The sequence below is a fragment of the Aquibium microcysteis genome, from assembly GCF_014495845.1.
GTDB lineage: Bacteria > Pseudomonadota > Alphaproteobacteria > Rhizobiales > Rhizobiaceae > Aquibium > Aquibium microcysteis.
The window spans coordinates 1-16397 of the sequence record NZ_CP061080.1 but is presented as its reverse complement, the minus strand read 5'-3'; the positions used below and the strand labels follow the sequence as shown (position 1 = coordinate 16397).

Annotated in this window: 14 protein-coding genes and 1 tRNA gene; 6 read left to right on the top strand and 9 right to left on the bottom strand. The window is 69.8% G+C overall.

Annotation, left to right across the window (positions count from 1 at the left end; translation table 11 throughout):
* Window positions 1–12: 12 nt before the first annotated feature.
* The 6 genes from IAI54_RS00075 to IAI54_RS00050 form a co-directional block, all read right to left on the bottom strand.
* On the bottom strand, window positions 13–882 hold the full coding sequence (locus IAI54_RS00075) for an ABC transporter permease (protein ID WP_187970441.1): 870 nt from the start codon (window positions 880–882) through the stop codon (window positions 13–15).
* Window positions 879–1700 carry an ABC transporter ATP-binding protein gene (locus tag IAI54_RS00070; RefSeq protein WP_187972944.1) on the bottom strand — a complete coding sequence of 274 codons (822 nt, stop codon included), beginning with the start codon at window positions 1698–1700 and terminating at the stop codon, window positions 879–881. The genes IAI54_RS00075 and IAI54_RS00070 overlap by 4 nt, the downstream gene beginning before the upstream one ends.
* An 87-nt stretch (window positions 1701–1787) precedes the next feature.
* Complete coding sequence (locus IAI54_RS00065) at window positions 1788–2813, bottom strand: ABC transporter substrate-binding protein (RefSeq protein WP_187970440.1); 1026 nt, start codon at window positions 2811–2813, stop codon at window positions 1788–1790.
* A gap of 438 nt (window positions 2814–3251) precedes the next feature.
* A complete protein-coding gene (locus tag IAI54_RS00060) occupies window positions 3252–3965 on the bottom strand; it encodes a GntR family transcriptional regulator (protein WP_187970439.1) in 714 nt (237 codons plus the stop codon).
* A 198-nt stretch (window positions 3966–4163) separates the two neighbouring features.
* Window positions 4164–4658: a flavin reductase family protein gene (locus IAI54_RS00055; protein WP_187970438.1), complete on the bottom strand. Its 495-nt coding sequence runs from the start codon at window positions 4656–4658 to the stop codon at window positions 4164–4166.
* Window positions 4655–5158, bottom strand: a complete 504-nt coding sequence (locus IAI54_RS00050; RefSeq protein WP_187970437.1) for a flavin reductase family protein — start codon at window positions 5156–5158, stop codon at window positions 4655–4657. The genes IAI54_RS00055 and IAI54_RS00050 overlap by 4 nt, the downstream gene beginning before the upstream one ends.
* Window positions 5159–5466: 308 nt before the next feature.
* Between IAI54_RS00050 and IAI54_RS00045 the strand changes: the two genes are divergently transcribed.
* Window positions 5467–6672 (top strand): MFS transporter, encoded by a 1206-nt coding sequence (locus tag IAI54_RS00045; protein WP_187970436.1) that lies wholly within the window; start codon window positions 5467–5469, stop codon window positions 6670–6672.
* A gap of 61 nt (window positions 6673–6733) precedes the next feature.
* Here IAI54_RS00045 and IAI54_RS00040 read toward each other — a convergent pair.
* Both IAI54_RS00040 and IAI54_RS00035 read right to left on the bottom strand, forming a co-directional pair.
* A tRNA-Pro gene (locus tag IAI54_RS00040) sits at window positions 6734–6810 on the bottom strand.
* A 227-nt stretch (window positions 6811–7037) separates the two neighbouring features.
* Entirely contained in the window at window positions 7038–8618 is a 1581-nt protein-coding gene (locus IAI54_RS00035) for a tetratricopeptide repeat protein (RefSeq protein WP_187970435.1), read from the bottom strand.
* Window positions 8619–8950: 332 nt separating this feature from the next.
* On the opposite strand from IAI54_RS00035, the gene IAI54_RS00030 reads away from it, so the two are divergent.
* The 5 genes from IAI54_RS00030 (at window position 8951) to IAI54_RS00010 (ending at window position 13694) form a co-directional block, all read left to right on the top strand.
* Window positions 8951–10525: a DUF4153 domain-containing protein gene (locus tag IAI54_RS00030; RefSeq protein WP_187970434.1), complete on the top strand. Its 1575-nt coding sequence runs from the start codon at window positions 8951–8953 to the stop codon at window positions 10523–10525.
* Window positions 10497–11231, top strand: a complete 735-nt coding sequence (locus tag IAI54_RS00025; protein WP_187970433.1) for a response regulator transcription factor — start codon at window positions 10497–10499, stop codon at window positions 11229–11231. Before IAI54_RS00030 ends, IAI54_RS00025 begins: the two co-directional genes overlap by 29 nt.
* Window positions 11232–11278: 47 nt before the next feature.
* A complete protein-coding gene (locus IAI54_RS00020) occupies window positions 11279–12280 on the top strand; it encodes an ATP-binding protein (protein WP_187970432.1) in 1002 nt (333 codons plus the stop codon).
* Window positions 12281–12433: 153 nt separating this feature from the next.
* Window positions 12434–13282: a TIGR02587 family membrane protein gene (locus IAI54_RS00015; protein ID WP_235679202.1), complete on the top strand. Its 849-nt coding sequence runs from the start codon at window positions 12434–12436 to the stop codon at window positions 13280–13282.
* Window positions 13283–13292: 10 nt separating this feature from the next.
* Window positions 13293–13694, top strand: a complete 402-nt coding sequence (locus IAI54_RS00010) for a hypothetical protein (protein WP_187970431.1) — start codon at window positions 13293–13295, stop codon at window positions 13692–13694.
* A 324-nt stretch (window positions 13695–14018) separates the two neighbouring features.
* Here IAI54_RS00010 and IAI54_RS00005 read toward each other — a convergent pair whose 3' ends face one another.
* Window positions 14019–16397, bottom strand: coding sequence for a YbcC family protein (locus tag IAI54_RS00005; RefSeq protein ID WP_187970430.1), 2379 nt, complete (start codon window positions 16395–16397; stop codon window positions 14019–14021).

Genomic DNA, 16397 nt, shown 5'->3' with positions numbered 1-16397 from the left:
TTCTGCGTCATCTCAGTTCTCGCGGGTCAGCGCGCTCTCGTGCCAGCGCCGCAGGAGAAGGTGGGAGATGAAGCTGGTGAGGAAGAAGATGGTCACGCCGGTGGCGGTGATGAGCAGCAGGGCCGCGAAGAGCCGCGGCACGTTCAGCCGTCGGCCCGCTTCCAGGATGCGGAAGGCCAGGCCCGATTCGGTGCCGGCCGAACCGGCGGTGAACTCGGCCACGACCGAACCGATCAGCGCCAGCCCGCCGCCGATCCGCAGGCCCGTCGCGAAATAGGGCAGCGCGCCTGGCAGCTTGACGTAGCGCAGCCGCTGCCAGGCGGTGGCGTGGTAGATGTCGAAGAGGTTGAGGAGGTTGTGGTCGGTGCTCTTCAGCCCCTGCGTCATGTTCGACAGGATCGGGAAGAAGGCGACGAGGAAGGCGCACATCAGCAGCACGGCGTGCGTCGAGGGCGCGTAGATGATCAGGAGGGGCGCGATGGCGACGATCGGCGTGACCTGCAGCACCACGGCATAGGGATAGAGGATGCGCTCGAGCCAGGGCGACTGCGCGAAGGCGATGGCGACGAGGACCCCGCCTGCGAGCGCCAGCGCCAGCGCCGAGAAGGTGATGGAGAGTGTCACCCAGAGTGCCGAAAAAAGCATCGGATAGTCGGCGAGGAAGGCGCGGATGACCTCCATCGGTCCCGGCAGGATGTAGCGCGGCACCTCGTAGGCGGTGACGTAGAACTGCCAGACGAGTAGCACGACGACGAGGGTGGCGAGCGGGACGGCGACATGCAGGACGCGCCGGAGGATCGCGCGAAGCGGGCTTTCGGGTGCCGCCGTGGCGGCCAGGGGCGCGGCGGTGTGACCGGCGGGTTCCAGGGAGATGCTGCTCATCGGTGTGCGTCCGCGTCCATCGACTGGTGCAGGACCTCCGACACCTCGCGGCTGGCGGCCGCGAAGTCGGCGGTGGTCCGGACATCCCCGCTGCGGGGATAGGAAAGCGTGTTGGGCAGGTCGGCGATGACGCGGCCCGGGCGGGCGGCCATGACGACGATGCGGCTCGACAGGTAGACCGCCTCGAAGACGGAATGGGTGACGAAGATGACCGTCCAGCCCTGGTCGCCCCAGAGGCGCAGGATGTCGTCGTTGAGCTTCTGGCGGGTGATCTCGTCGAGCGCGGCGAAGGGCTCGTCCATCAGCATCACCTTCGGCCGGGTGACGAGAGCCCGGGCGATGGAGACGCGCATCTTCATGCCGCCCGAGAGTTCGCGCGGATAGTGCTCGGCGAACTTGTCGAGCCCGACCATGCCCAGCGCATCCATGACCCGCTCGGTCGCCGCGCGGCGCGAAACGCCTTTCAGCCGGAGCGGCAGCCAGACGTTGCGGAACACGGTCGCCCAGGGCATCAGCGTCGGCTCCTGGAAGACGAAGCTGATTTCGCGCTCGGGTTCGCCGGCATGGGTGTAGCTCGACGTCGGCCACTCGATCCGGCCGACGCTGGCGCTGCCCAGCCCTGCCACCAGCCTGAGCGCCGTCGACTTGCCGCAGCCGGACGGGCCGAGCAGGCTGACGAACTCGCCCGGCCGGACGTCGAGCGACATGCCCGACAGCGCGATCGTGCCGTTGGCGAAGACCTTGCCGACGTCGCGCATCGACACGATCGGACGGTCCGGGCGGCCAGCACCCGTCGGGTCGGGAGAATCCGCGGCCATGTCCTGGCCCGCGCTGTATCGCTGTAGCATCTGCACCCCTCGAACTGTCCGTGGGGGCGCCGCGAATGCGGCGCCGCCGATCCAACGTCAGTTGGCGGCCAGGTCCTTGTAGAGGTCCATGCCGACGCCCTTGCAGACGAACTGCGTCGTGTAGGCCTTGGACAGATCGAGCGTGCCGTCGAGGACGCCGGCGTCGACCATCGCCTTGTAGAAGCCGGCGTAGCGCTCGTCGGTCATGCAGCCGATGCCCTTCTCCTTGGCGTCGGCGGCGAGCACGATCTCGTATTTCTTCATCTGAGCGATCGAATAGTCGATCTGCTCGTCCGTCATTTCCGGATTGTCCTTCTTGATCAGTTCGTTGGCGGCCGCGTTGTCGCCGTAGAGATAGTTGTACCAGCCGACGATGGAGGCCTCGACGAAGCGCTTGACGAGATCGGGCTTGTTCTCGACGAGGTCGACCTGCGTCTCGATCGTGGTCGCGTAGCCGGTGTAGCCGTAGTCGGCGAGCAGGAAGGCCTGCGGGTCCCAGCCGGCCTGCTTCCTGATGTTGAGCGGCTCGGAGGTGATGTAGGCCTGCTGGCCGGACTTGGGATCGGCGATGAACGGCGCCGGATTGTAGGTGTAGGGCTTGTACTGGCCGTCCGTGAAGCCGGGATAGGTGGCCTTGAGCCAGCGGAAGAAGGTGTCGTAGCCGTCGCCGCCGAGGAAGATCGTCTCGAGCTTGGCCAGATCGGCGATGGTCTCGATGCCGGTGCCCGGATGCGCCAGCAGCGCCTGCGGGTCCTTCTGGAAGATCGCGGCGACCGTGGTGGTGGGGATGTCGTTGGCGACCGCGTCGAGCGCGCCGAGCGTCGAGCCCTGGATGAACTGCACCTGCCCCGCGATGAGACGGGCGCGGTTGGGGGACTGCGGGCCGCCCATCAGGATGGTCACCTTCAGTCCGTACTTCTCATAGGTGCCATCGGCGACGGCCTGGTAGAAGCCGCCATGCTCGGCCTGGGCCAGCCAGCCCGTGCCCATCGAAACCTCATCGAGGGCGTAGGCGCTGGTGGTCGTGGCGAGCGCCACGGCGACCGAGCCGAAGACGCTCCTCGCGCTCCTGCGTTCTGACATTTCAGTACCCCTGTTTTCAAATATTCTTGTTGCGCAAATTTGAAGACCGTTTCCCGCGGCCTGTCAATGGGAAATGCTGCACTGCGGCAGATGCAATGCCAAGACCGGCCGGCCCGTCGAAGCGCTCCTTTCAAGTATTTCGGAAGCAACGCCACTCTCTTCCCGATACGCGCGCATGCGCGCCGGGGCGCCGCCATGCTGCGCCGCAATGTCCGGCGGCACGAAAAATTTTCATCTCTCGGCGACAAAGTTTGTCCAAAGTGGAGGCATCCGGAAATTCTGCCCGGTTTTTGGGCGCGGCGTGCCGGTCATGCGCCGCAACAGCCGACGGACCCCGCGCGGGACCGGAAGCGAGCGCAGGCCGCATGAAAAAAGGCCGCCGGGCGAACCGGGCGGCCTCGAGGGAAATGGGAGCAGGCGGCGCTCCGCGCGGCAGCGCTACTCTGCGGCTTCCGGCACGTCCGGGCGCTCGTCCGGCCGCAGCGGGTCGAACATCAGGAAGCGGCTGTCCGGGAAATGACCGAGCACGCCGCGCAGCAGGCGGTCGATCTCGGCGAAATCCTTCTTCTCGATGGCGTCGACCACCCTCAGATGCTCGCGGATCTGCCGCTTGTTGGCCTCGACGCTGGTCCGCTTCAGGCCGAAGCACCAGAAGCGCGCGGCATTGTTGTGCAGCCGGATGGCCGTCTGCTCGATCTGCGAGTTCTTGCAGGCCGCCGCCAGCGCCCGGTGGAACGCCCGGTCCATCACCACCAGCGCACGGATGTCGCGCGCCTCGACCACGGCCTCGTAACCGTCATAGGCGGCGCGGATGGCAGCCAGATCCTCCGGCGAGGCGCGGTGCGCGGCCAGTGCGGCGGCATGGCCCTCGACGAGGATCCGCGCCTCGAACACGTCCTGGAGTTCGCGCAGGCCCAGATCGCCGATGCGGGTGCCGATGCGGGCATGGCGTTCGACCAGCCCCTCGAGCGACAGGCGAAAGAGCGCGTCGCGCACCGCCGCCTGGCCGAGCTTGAAGTCCCGCATGATCTGCTTTTCGTCGACCCGCGCTCCCGGCTCCAGGTCGCCGACGATGATCGCCATCAGAATCACTTCGTAGGCGTCGTTGCGCAGCAGCGTCTTTGCTTTGGCTGGTGGCTTCCTGCGGACCATTGTACTTCCTCCCGATGCTGTGTCCTGGCCCATGCACGACGCGCCGGACCCCTGCCGGCCCGTCGCCGGACAGGCATTCTGGAGGTCGCTCTTAACATTTCACGATGGCGAATGACAGCCCCGCAAACCGACGCGGCAGCGCCCGATCGACGCAGCCGGGGACAGGCTGAGGAGCGGGCGCCGCGACAGCAGGAAGGATCAGCCGGCCGCCGCGAAGCGCGCATAGGCGCCGTCCAGATAGACGAGCGGCGAGGCCATGCTGTCCGGGAGCCGCACCGCGACCACTTCACCGATGAAGATGGTGTGCGAGGAGGCTTCCACGCTGGTGGTCACGCGGCAATCGAAACTCGCCAGCGCATTCTCGTAGACGGGGGCGCCCGTCTCCAGTTCGCCCCACCGCCCTTCGGCAAACCGCACTTCGCGGAACTTCGAGGAACTGAACCGGGCGGCGATCGTGTCGTCGCCCTCGGACAGAAGGTTGACGCAGAAGATGCCCGACGACAGCAGGACGTCGTAGCAGGACGCGCTCTTGTTGATGCAGGTGAGCAGCGACGGCGGCGTCAGGCAGACCGACGTCACGGAGGTGGCGATCATGCCGTGGCGGACGCCGGCGTCGTCGCGCGTGGTGATCAGCGACACGCCCGCGGCGAGGCGCCGCATGCCGAGTTTGAAGAGGTCGACCCGTTCGTTCATGCCATCACCCGTCCCTGGTAGTGGATCAATGGTTCAGCGTCTCCGACGCTTTCGAAAGCCGCGATCCTGCCGATCGCGATGACGACGCCGTGGCGCTCGATCGCCTCGTCCAGCCGGCAGTCGAGCACACCGACGATACCGGGAAGGACCGGCGCACCGGTGGCGAGGGTGCGCAGCGCCAGGCCCTCGAAGCGGGCGGCGCCCTTCAGCCCGTCGCGCGCAGCGAAGCGTTCGAAGACCGGCAGCCCCGACCTTGCGAGGTAGTTGATGGCGAAGACGCCCGACGCGAGGATGTCGGCGCAGGCGCTCGTCCTGCGGTCGATCGACACCGTCATCGTCGGCGGTGACGCCGTCAGGTGCGTGGCCGAGAGGCCGAGAAAGCCCGAAGGCCCGTCGCTGCCGATCGTCGTGACGATCGCGGCTCCGACGGCGCGGCATCCGATGGCGCCCCAGAACGACCTGGCATCGATTTCGGGCAAAGTGCCTGCGCCTTCGACCATGCTACCGCACCGCTTCTGACATTTCTGATTCAAAGGCTATCAGAACCGTTGTGCACTGCAAGATGGAAAATCTCCCGGCGTGCAGGATGTTTTACACCGGCCTGTTTTCGTTGAATTTATCGCGTATTCTTCGGGCGCTGCGACGCTTCCCGGGGTGGCGCGCCGGACGGGTCGCGCCGCTCGACGCCTCGGGCAGGCACGAAGTTGCGACCCTTTTGGCAGATTTGATATTTTCGTTTGTCGATCGTTGACATTTTTACTGCGTGCGGCGAAGACGGTCACGTTGCGTCTTTCAGGAAAACCCGCCGATGTCGCTGGAACTCTCCGTCCGCGCCCGCGAACGCACCGTCTTCCTGCTCTCGCTGGGCGGCTTCGCCAGCGGCGCGAACGTGCGGGTGATGGACACGGTGCTGCCCCAGCTCGCCGACGAATTCGGCGTGGCTGTGGGCCTCGCGGCGCAGACGGTGACCGCCTATGCGCTCGGCTATGGCGGCATGCAGATCCTGCTCGGCATCGCCGGCGACCGTTTCGGCAAGTTCCGGCTGGTGACGCTGCTGTGCTTTGCGAGCACCGTCGCCTGTCTGCTGGCGGCGGCGGCCGGGACGCTCGGCCAGCTGACCGCAGCGCGGCTCCTGTGCGGGGCGGCCGCTTCGGCCATCATTCCCGTGTCGCTCGCCTGGGTCGGCGACATGGCCCCCTTCGAGGAGCGGCAGCCGATCCTGGCGCGCTACGCGAGCGGCGGCATCCTGGGCATGGTGACGGGGCAGATCATCGGCGGGCTGGCCACCGAATACTGGGACTGGCGCGCGGCGCTGGTGATCGTGGCGCTGGTCTATTGCGGCGCGGGCATCGGGATGATGCGCGAAGCACGGCTCAACCCGCTGGTGACGGCGCGGCCACTCGCGGGAGGCGCGAGGCTGCCGCCGCTCGCGGCGATCGCCACGATGCTCCGGCGCCCGTGGTCGCGCGTGGTGCTGGCCTCGGTGTTCATGGAAGGCGTGACGGTCTACGCCGCCGTCACCTTCGTCGGCATCGACCTGAAGGAACGGTTCGCCGCCAATTACGGCCTGATCGGCCTGATGCTCGCCTTCTTCGCGGTCGGCGGCATGCTGTTCACCCGCGGCATGCGCCAGCGGATGCGCACGATGTCGGCACGGCAGCTCATCGCCACGGGCGCGGCGTCATCCGGGATCGGCATGATCCTGTTCCCGCTCGTGCCGGCGATCTGGCTCGTCCCGGTGCTGATGATGGCGATCGGTTTCGGCGCCTACATGCTGCACAACACGCTGCAGACCTTCGCCACCCAGCTTCTGCCGGAGGCGCGGGCGACCGGCTTCTCGGTCTTCGCCACGCTGTTCTTCCTGTCGCAGTCGCTCGGCGTCGCACTCGGCGCGCTGATGCTCGGCGGCAGCGGCGCGGGCACCGTCTTCGTGACCGCGGCGCTGCTGATCGCCCTGTTCGGCACGTGGTTCGCGACGGTGGCGTGGCGGATGGTTCCGGCGGCCGATCGCTGAAGCCGGAAACCGGCATCGATCCCGGGACGCCGTCCGGGCCTTCCGGCACGCGGGAAGACAATGGTCGGAGTGGCAGGATTTGAACCTGCGACCCTCTGGTCCCAAACCAGATGCGCTACCAGACTGCGCTACACTCCGTCCGGCGTTCCTGCGGCAGGGACCGCAGGGCCTGCGAGGGCGGATCGCCCCGAGCCGCGACGGACCCGCTCGTGCGGTTCCGCGCGACGCCATGATCGCTCGCAGGACCGGCTAGCACGCGGGAACGGCAGGCGCAACGCCTTCCGCGAGCATCGGCCGGGTTCGACCGGCTCGGCAGCCGGCCGCCGCGGTGCGTATGCGACGGACCGGCGCGACCCGCCGGGTCATCACCCCTTCGAAGACAGGAGTTCGATCAGACGTTCCGCGACCGGTCGCATGACGGCGTCCGCGGCGGCGAGATCGAGGAACCTGCGGTAGGCCGACACCGCTTCGGCCGCGCGGCCGAGGTCGCGGAAGGCGTCGCCCTTCGACATCTGGATGTCGGCATCCGACGGCGCCAGTTTCTCGGCATCGAGGAGCAGCGCCAGCGCTTCCTCGTGGCGGCCGAGGCGCTGGAGGCTCACGGCCCACTGGAGGCGATAGCCGGCATTGCCCGGATCGAGTTCGGACGCCCTGGCCAGCCGCGCCACCGACGCCTCCCACGCGCCGAGGATGGCGAGGATGCGACCGTGCGCCATCTGCGCCTCGGCGTCGCCGGGTGCGTAGTCGGCGGCGTCGCGGTAGATCCGTTCGGCCGCCTCGTGATCGCCGTTCGCAAGATGCATGGCGGCGAGTTCGCCGAAGGCCAGGAGGTAGCCGGGGTCGAGTTCCAGCGCGCGCGTCAGCAGCGCCACGCCCTCCGCCGTGCGACCGGCAGCCAGTTCGATGCGGCCGGCCTTCGTGAAGTAGCGCGGATCGACCGGATCCCGTTCGGCGGCGTCGAGATAGTGACGCACGGCAGTCGCCGGATCGCCGGTCGCGAGGGCCAGCTCGGCGAAGCCTTCCGCAGCATGCACGTTGCGGCGATCGCGGGCCTGCACCGCCTCGAAGGCGGCGCGCGCGCCGGCGAGATCACCGGTCCGCAGCAGCACGTTGCCCAGATTGTTGCGCGCGGGAAGAAAGTCGGGGTCGAGCGCGATGGCGGCGCGGAACTCCGCCAGCGCGGCAGCGGTGTCGCCTGCGTCCGACCGGATCAGGCCGATCAGATTGTGGGCCCATTTCGCATCCTCGTGGTGCGAACGGATCAGACGGCGGGCGAGGATCGTGGCCCGAAGCGGCTCGCTCTCGGCGGCCGCGCCGATCGCCACGACGGGATCGAGCACCGAGAGGATGCCGGACGCGGCCTCGGCGAAGTAGGCCCGTTCCGTCCGACCGCCCATCGCCGGCAGGTCGACGATGTCGACGCCGTCGCGCACCACGCGCAGGCGGAGGCTGACGGTCTCCGGCGTGCATTCGGCCGTGGCGCAGACGAACTCGCCGGCGATTCGCGTCTCGTAGGCATCGAAGAGGCGCCGGACGTGGAAGACCAGCGATTCGATGGAAACGCCGGAATCCGGGAAGGAGAACTCGACGCGGCGGTCGTCCGGCAGGGCGACGATCGTCTCCTTGGAAGTGCGCGCGGCGCGCGTCACGTCGCTCAGCCCGTCCCAGATCCGGCTCGCGGCCACCTCCGGGGTCAGGCCGCGGGCCGCCAGCGCCTCGGGCACGGCGATCGGCTCGATGATGACCTGGTCGCGCCGGAACTGTCCGACCAGCACCGGCAGCAGCAGGACGACGAGGCCGAGGAAGACGAGATTGAACAGAACGGTCCTGGCATTGGTGGACCAGCTTTCCAGGGCCGGCAGGGAAAGGCGCCCGGCAAGCCGCGAAAGCACCGACGCGCGCTCCGCCTCCTGGATCTGCTCCGCCCTGCGCCTGGTGCGCCCCATCGTTCCGTCCCCGCCAGAGGATCCGCGTCTGCCGCCGGGACGCTACCAGAACACGGGGAAAGTCCGGCGGGCAAGCCCCTTGAGCGGGGCCGGCTGCAAGAGGACGCACATGCAGATGGACGGCGGGCCAGCCGGGCACGCGCAGCACGTCTGCACGAAACCTGCACCACGATCCTCCGGTCCTGCACCGGCGCGCCATCAAGGCCTCCGGCGCTGCGCCTATTCCGCAGCGATGCGCGACGACCTGCCCAGCCCCCTCCCCCGCCGTCTGCTCACGGATGCCTGGTGGCTGGCCGACGATATCGCGCGCCCGTCAAACGAGAGGGACCACGATGCAGAACGCCGCCAGCCCCGTCGCCCGTCCGCGACGATCCTTTCGATCGCATGTCCGCATCCTGCGACCCGGCGTCGCGATCGCGCTGGCCGCTGCCGCGGACTGGCTGTTCTTCGATCGTCCGACGGGCGTGTCGCTGCCCGTATTCGCTGGTCTCCTGGCGCTTGCGGTGCTGGCGGGGAACCGTCTCCGGGCGAACCGGCGTGAAGCCGCCGCCGCGACGGCCCCGCTCGCCCTGTGCCTGCTGCCGTCCATCGAGACCACCGGTTTCCTGGCGCTGTGTTTCGGATTCGGCGGGCTCGCGGCGTTCACGCTGGGGATGACCGGCCGCCTGCGCGTGCCGTGGCCGACGGCGCTGCGGAGGTCGGGCATCCTGCTGACCGGGAATGCGGCGGCCCGCCTGCGGCGCGCGGTCTCGCAGCGCCGCGGCCGACGTTCCGTTTCCGGTCTGCGGGCGGTCCTTTCCACGCTGGGTGCCTGGGTGATCCCGGCGGCGATCGGTCTGCTATTCATTCGACTGTTCGCATCCGCCAATCCCGTCTTCGGGTCCTGGATCGGCCTGCTCGACCTGCGGTGGATCCTGATGGACCTGCAGCCGGCGCGCTATGCGTTCTGGCTCGTCGTCGCCTTCGCCGTCGTCCCCTTCGTCCGGGTGCCGGCCTTTCGGCAGCGGCCACGCGCCAGGGCTGCCGGTGCCCGCACCGGATCGTCCGGGATCGGCGGCGGACTCGTGCTGCGGTCGCTGATCGTGGTGAACCTGGTCTTCGCCCTGCAGACCGGCCTCGACCTCGTCTACCTCTGGGGCGGCGCGGCCCTGCCGCCGGGCGTGACCCACGCTGAGGACGCCCAGGACGCCGCGCACGTGCTGGTGCTGTCGGCGCTTCTCGCCGCGGGACTGGTGCTGCTCGCCGGTCCCGCCGCCCTGACGCCGGAGCGCAGCCGATCGCGGACGGCGATCCGCGTGCTGCTGCACGCCTGGATCGCGCAGAACGTGGTGCTCGTGCTCTCGGCCATGCTGCGGCTCGAACTCTACGTCGAGACCTATGCGCTGACCGAGGCCCGCGTCACGGCGTTCGTCTGGATGGGGCTGGTTGCGACCGGTCTGGTGCTGATCGAGTGGCGGCTCGCCTTCGCCAGGACAGCCAGATGGCTGCTCGGGTCGAACCTGTTGTCGCTCGCGGTCGCGCTCTATGCCATGACCCTCGTCGACGTCGCTGCCCTGGTCGCCCGCTACAACGTCGCGCACAGCAGGGAGTTCACCGGTACCGGAGCGCCACTCGACCGGTCGTATCTCTGCCTGCTCGGCGGCTCCGCCCTGCCCGCCATCGACGCGTTCCTGGAGCGGCGGCGGTCGGCCGCGGCGCCCGGAACCGAAGACTGGACCACGCCGATCCCGCCTGCCGAGCACCATCTGACGGACTGCGCCGCAAACCTCCGCCGGGAATTCGCGGACAGGCCCGGGGACTGGCGGGGCTGGACCTTCCGCGAGCACCGGTTGCGCCGCTACATTGACCGGACGAACGATTCCAGCCGGAGGCCGGACGATGCCGCTGACGATCCTGGTCGCCGATGACGATCCGCACATCCGCGCGGTGATCGATTTCGCGCTGCGGAAGAACGGACACGCGACCCTGATGGCCCGCGACGGCAAGGAAGCGCTGGCGCTGTTCCGGCGTCACGCACCTGATCTCGTCGTGCTCGACGTCGGCATGCCCGAAATGGACGGGCTGGACGTGTGCCGCGTCGTGCGCCAGACGTCGAACGTCCCGATCATCTTCCTGTCGGCCCGGGACGAGGAGATCGATCGCGTGCTCGGGCTGGAGATCGGCGGCGACGACTACATGGTCAAGCCGTTCAGCCCGCGCGAGCTGGTCGCCCGGATCGGGGTGATCATGCGTCGCGCCGCGACCGTGGCGGAAGAGACCGCCCCGACCGCTCTCGTCCAGGGAGATCTGCGCATCGACCAACGGGCGCGCAGCGCGAGCCTGGCAACCCGCCCGCTCGCCCTCACCGGCACCGAATTCGCGATACTGCGCGCCATGGCGGAGCAACCCGGCTACCTGTTCGACCGCGAGCGGCTGATGGCCGCCGCCTATGGCGGCAGGGTTCGCGTCTCCGGCCGGACGATCGACAGCCACATCCGCAACATCCGCGCCAAGTGCGCGGCAGCCGGTTCGTCGAGCGTCGTCGAGACCCTGCACGGCATCGGCTTCCGCCTGGGACCCTGCGTGGCGGACATGCAGGCAGCGCCGCCGGGATTCGCGGGCGAACGGCCGTGAACCGGCCGCGCGAGGGTTCCGACCGGCCGGAAAAATGGCGACCGCCGATGGCGATGGTGATCGGCCTCGTGCTCCTGTCGGTGCTGACGCTGCCGCTCGCGGGCATGGCGGCGGTGGTGATCGCGACCCGCCCGACCGACGTGCTCCTGCAAAGCCTCGCCCGCAACATCGTGCCCGTCGGTCTGGCGGGCCTGCTGGTGGCGGGGGCTGCGAGCCTGCTTGGGTTCCTCCTCTGGAGGCTGGTGTCGCGACCGGTCCGGGAGCTGGCGGCCTGGAGCGAGCAGGTCGCGCGGGCCGATGCCGCGCGGCCGGACGGGATGCGCTACGGCACCCGCGAACTCGCCCGGCTCGGCGCCAGCATCGACGCGATGGTGCGCCGTCTCGAGGAGCGGTCCGCCTACATCTCCACCTATACCGCCCACGTCTCGCACGAGCTGAAGTCCCCGCTGACCGCCATCGCCGGTGCGGCCGAGATCCTGCGTGATTCCGGAGACGAGATGGACGCCTCGGAGCGGGCGCGGTTCCTCGCCAACATCGAGCGGGACGCGCTGCGGCTGTCGTCGCTCGTGGCACGGATGCGCGAACTCGCCCGGGTGGAGACCGGCCGGACCACCGGCACGTCGGATCTCGGCGAACTCGTCGCGACGCTTGCGGAGCGCTTCCGTACCCTCGACCTCGAGACGGCCGGCGCCGCGCCCGAACTGCCGCTGCCCCTCGACGACGCGCTTCTCGTGCTGTCGCATCTGGCCGACAACGCCGTGGCGCACGGCGCCGGACGGATGCGGATCTCCACCGGCGCGACCCCGGACGGCATGGTCGCGTTCGTCGAGAACGACGGCGCCCCCATTTCGCAGGGCAATGACGACAGGATCTTCCAGCCGTTCTTCACGACGCGTCGCGAGGCAGGCGGGACAGGCATGGGCCTGGCGATCGTGCGCGCGCTGCTGAGGACCCATGGCGGAGACATCGATCTCGATCGGCCGGAGTCGGGCATGACGTCCGGAGGCTTCCAGGTCCGCTTCCGGATCGCGCTTGCTTCTCCGGCCTGACCCTTCACCGAACTGCCGGAACCCCCTGCGGCCCTCGGGGCGACGAACGTGGGGCCCCTGCCGCCCGCTGGCACCGTCACCCCTGCGGCCGGCGCGGCTCCGGAACCCGATGCGGGCGGTCGCGGTTTGGATCGGTTGCAGAAGGAAGGGTTCGTGAAAGACCGGATACGCTCCGATTCCCAGATCGCCCGGCGCGCGGTGCGCGACGTGGCGCGCGCTGCCGGCGGCGCGCTGGTGTTTTCGCTGCCCATGCTGATGACGATGGAGATGTGGCAGCTCGGCTTCTATCTCGACCGCATCCGGCTGCTGGTGCTGGTTCTCACCGCCATTCCGCTGCTCGTGGTGCTCTCGCGGCACATAGGGCTGGCGGAGACCCGGCGCTGGAGCGACGACGTGCTGGATACGGCGATCGCTCTCGGCGTCTCGGCGGTCGTCTGCGCGGTGCTGCTCACGCTGTTCGGTACGGTCACGCTCGAAACGCCGCCGGACGAGGCGGTCGGCAAGGTCGCCATCCAGATGGTTCCGGCGGCGATCGGCGCGCTCCTCGCCAAGAGCCAGTTCGGCGCCGGCGCGCCGGACGGGAACGGCGACAGCCTCCGCCAGCGCAAGGAGACCTATGGCGGCGAGATGTTCCTGATGGCGGTGGGCGCGCTGTTTCTCGGCTTCAACGTCGCCCCGACCGAAGAAATGATCCTGATCTCGTTCCAGATGAGCGAATGGCACGCGCTCTGCCTGGTCGTCCTGTCGGTCGTCCTCATGCACGGCTTCGTCTTCGCGGTCGGATTCGCCGGCGGCAGCGAAGCCTCCCCCGATGAACCCTGGTGGAGCCCGTTCCTGCGGCTGACGCTACCCGGCTACGTCGTTGCCGTCTCGGTCAGCCTCTACCTCCTGTGGATCTTCGCCCGCCTGGACGGCCTGAGCGCCGACGGCATCGTCATGGCAACGGTCGTGCTCGCCTTCCCGTCGGCGATCGGGGCGGCCGCGGCAAGGCTCATCCTTTAGGAGGCGACGGATGTCTCACCACCGCGACGACGAGAAGCGACGCCCCGGTGTCGAGTGGGTGTTCGGGATCCTCTCCGCGCTCCTGGTCGCCGGCCTCGCCGGGTTCCTCGCCTACCAGGCGGCATTCGGCGAAAACCGTCCGCCGGATCTCTCGGCATCGATCGAGCGGCTGGAGCGATCGGGCACGGGTACGCTGGTCATGGTGATGGTCGTCAACCACGGGGACGAGGCGGCGGCCGACGTGGGCATCGAGGCGGTCGTCGGGTCCGTGGGCACGGATGCCGTCCGCAAGGAGATCCGTTTCGACTACGTCGCGGCCCGGGCCATCCGGCGCGGTGCCTTCGTCGTGGAGAGACGGGACGTCGACGCCGGGGACGTCGCGCTGCGGGTCCAGGGCTACGCGGAGCCGTGACCGGGCAACCGGCCGGCCTCGGGAAGGTCTCCTCCTGGCGAGCACGTCCGAATCATGCTCGATGTTTCGGCTCCAGGAGGATGTCGTGCTCGTCACGCGGCGCTCGTGCCCCCGCCACGGACGCCGGCGCTGTGGATTCCGGGTTCCGCTGAGCGGCCCCCGGACTGACGTTTCACGACGATAGCCGCATCGCGACGAAGGCTGAGGACGAGGGGCTGGAGGCCGGCGCCCCCTCCGCCCCGCATCGTCCGGGGAACGCTGCGCCGGGCGAAGCCAGGCAGAGCGTCTCCGGGACCTTCGTCTTCGGGCGGCCGGTTCCCGCCGTCACGCCGCCTGTCGCTCGAGGCCGCCCTCGCTCCAGCCGAGGCCGGGCTGCCAGCGCGCGGCGACGCGGCCCTGCTCCAGAGCCAGCAGATGCAGCCAGCCGTTGTCGAACAGGGCACGCACACCGTCGTGGCGCGCCAGCACGCCCGCGATCGCCTCCGGCGGCGCCTCCACCAGAACCGTGAGCCGCAGCGGCTCGTGCACGGGCCTCTCCCCGTCGTGCACCGCCTGCCAGGGAAGGCCGGCGCGCAGCATCCCGCCGTTGCCCTCGACGACACCGATGCCGCCGACCACGTTGTGGATCAGCTTGTTGCCGGAGCCGAAGAGATCGGGTGCCACCGTCGAGCCGTAGTACTGCAGACTGATCCAGCTCGCCACCACGACGGGGGCCGTCAGGATCAACTCCAGCGTCGCGAAGCCCTCGTCGGCCCGCCAGTCGTAGCTATGCAGGAAGGTGCGCCCGCCGAAGTCCCGGCCGGCGGTGGCAGCCCGCGGCGCGGCGATGAAGGCAGCGCAGCCCGCGAGCCCCCATTCCGGACGGGGTTCGGCCCAGTTGGCAGCGCGATCCGCGACGGATGCCGCGGTGGCGCCGGGCAGCCGCAGCGCGCGCTCGGCGCGCGCCTGTGCCGCCGCCCGCGACAGCCATGCCCGCGCCTGCGCGATGTCGGCGGCGCGATCGGGAGCCGGGGCGTCGGTCCAGAGCGTCACGGCATCGGTGGTGGTGTCGTGCAGCCCCGCGACGAACAGCGTGTCGGCGGGCATGTCGATGCCTTCGGTCGACAGGCCGGAGCGGGTCTCGGGGTCGTTCAGCAGGGACGCCAGCAGCCGCGCCGAGACTTCCCCGGTCTGACCGCCGCAGGCACCGCAATGATAGGCGCTGGCATGGGGGTTGTTGGTCGTGCTCGACCCGTGGCCGAGCAGCAGCACCAGCCGGCCGAATCCCTCCCGCAGCCCCATCGCCCGCAGCACGGTCGCGGCAGTCGATGCCTTCTGCGCGGCGGTCCAGCCGCCCTCGAGGCGGGGTGCCGGCGCTGCCGGTTCGGTCCCGGCGCCGAATCCGAGGGCGTCCTTCACCAGCTTGGTGCCGTAGAAGGGCCCCGCCGCCTCGACGAAGGCGAAGGAGGATACCGCCGCCTGCCTGAACCGGCCCCAGGCGCGGACCGCACGTGCGCCGATGCGTGCCGTCGCTTCCACGTCCGGTTCGGCGGATGAGCAGGAGAAGACCGACGGCCGCAGCAGCACCGGCAGATGCGCCTGCGCGACGTCGGAGGCGAAGGGCCGGTGTGCGACCGGAAGACCGAAGAACCCGGCAAAGCCGAGGGTGGCGATCGCCGGGTCGGTCGCCTCCAGCGCGCGGCGGAACACTTCCGACCGCACGTCGATGCAGAAGACGGCCTGCAGCGCCGGCCGCGACGGCGTCTGCGCACTGCCGGTGAGGACCCCGCGCAGCCGCCGCTGGTGCGCGCGCTCGGCGGCATCCTGGAGGATCGCGTCGGCGACGTGATCCGACGTCGGCCGGACGGGCTCGGCATGGGCGGCGACGGTACGGGTCCAGTCGAGCGCCACCGCCGGCGTCGCGGCGAGGAGCGCCTCCTCCCAGACGAGCCGGATCGCAAGCAGGTCGGTCATGGTCCCGTCGGTCGTCCCCTGCTGCTCGGCCTGCCACAGCAGCCAGCGCGCGTGCTGTGCCCAGCCGCCGAGATCGATGAACAGCCGGTGGAACAGGGTCCCGGCGGCAGCGCCGTCGAGGCCGAGCCGTTCGGACGCCCGCAGGATGGCCCGCTCGGACGTATCGGGAGCGGTGGCCGCATGGGAGCAGAAGCCAGCGAGGCCGGCGATCTCCGGCGTCAGGTCGTGGGTGGCCCATTCCCGCCAGGCCGCGAAGGCCCCCTTGCCCGGCGCCGGCGTCCAGAGCGCCTGGCCCCGGTCGAAATGGCCCGACGCCCAGAGACCGAAGCTGCGGGCAAAGATGGCGGGCCAGTCGACGCCCGTGGCGGCGGCGGCGAGTTCGGCGACGGTCGGCAGGGCCCGCGGCTCGGGGGCCTGCGCCGCGGCGAGCGCCTCGAGCTGACCGATGCCGGCGGGCCCTGCCGGAGAACCGCAGGCGGCCAGCGCCAGCGCGAGGTCCTCCTTGCCGATCTGCCCGCCGGCGATCATGGCGGCATAACGGGGGCGCGGCAGGGTCAGCCGCACGCCGGCGACGCGCTCAAGCCGCGCGGCGGCATGCGCCAGATCCTCGTCCGTCTGGCCGAGGAAGGGGTTGACGGCCACCGTGGCGTCCAGCGGGAAGGCGGGCGGTATGGCACGGAGGGCCTTCTCGGCCGCGGCGAGGATGGCGCCGGCCCGAGCCTGGTCGGTCTGCGATGGGTTCGCGAGCAT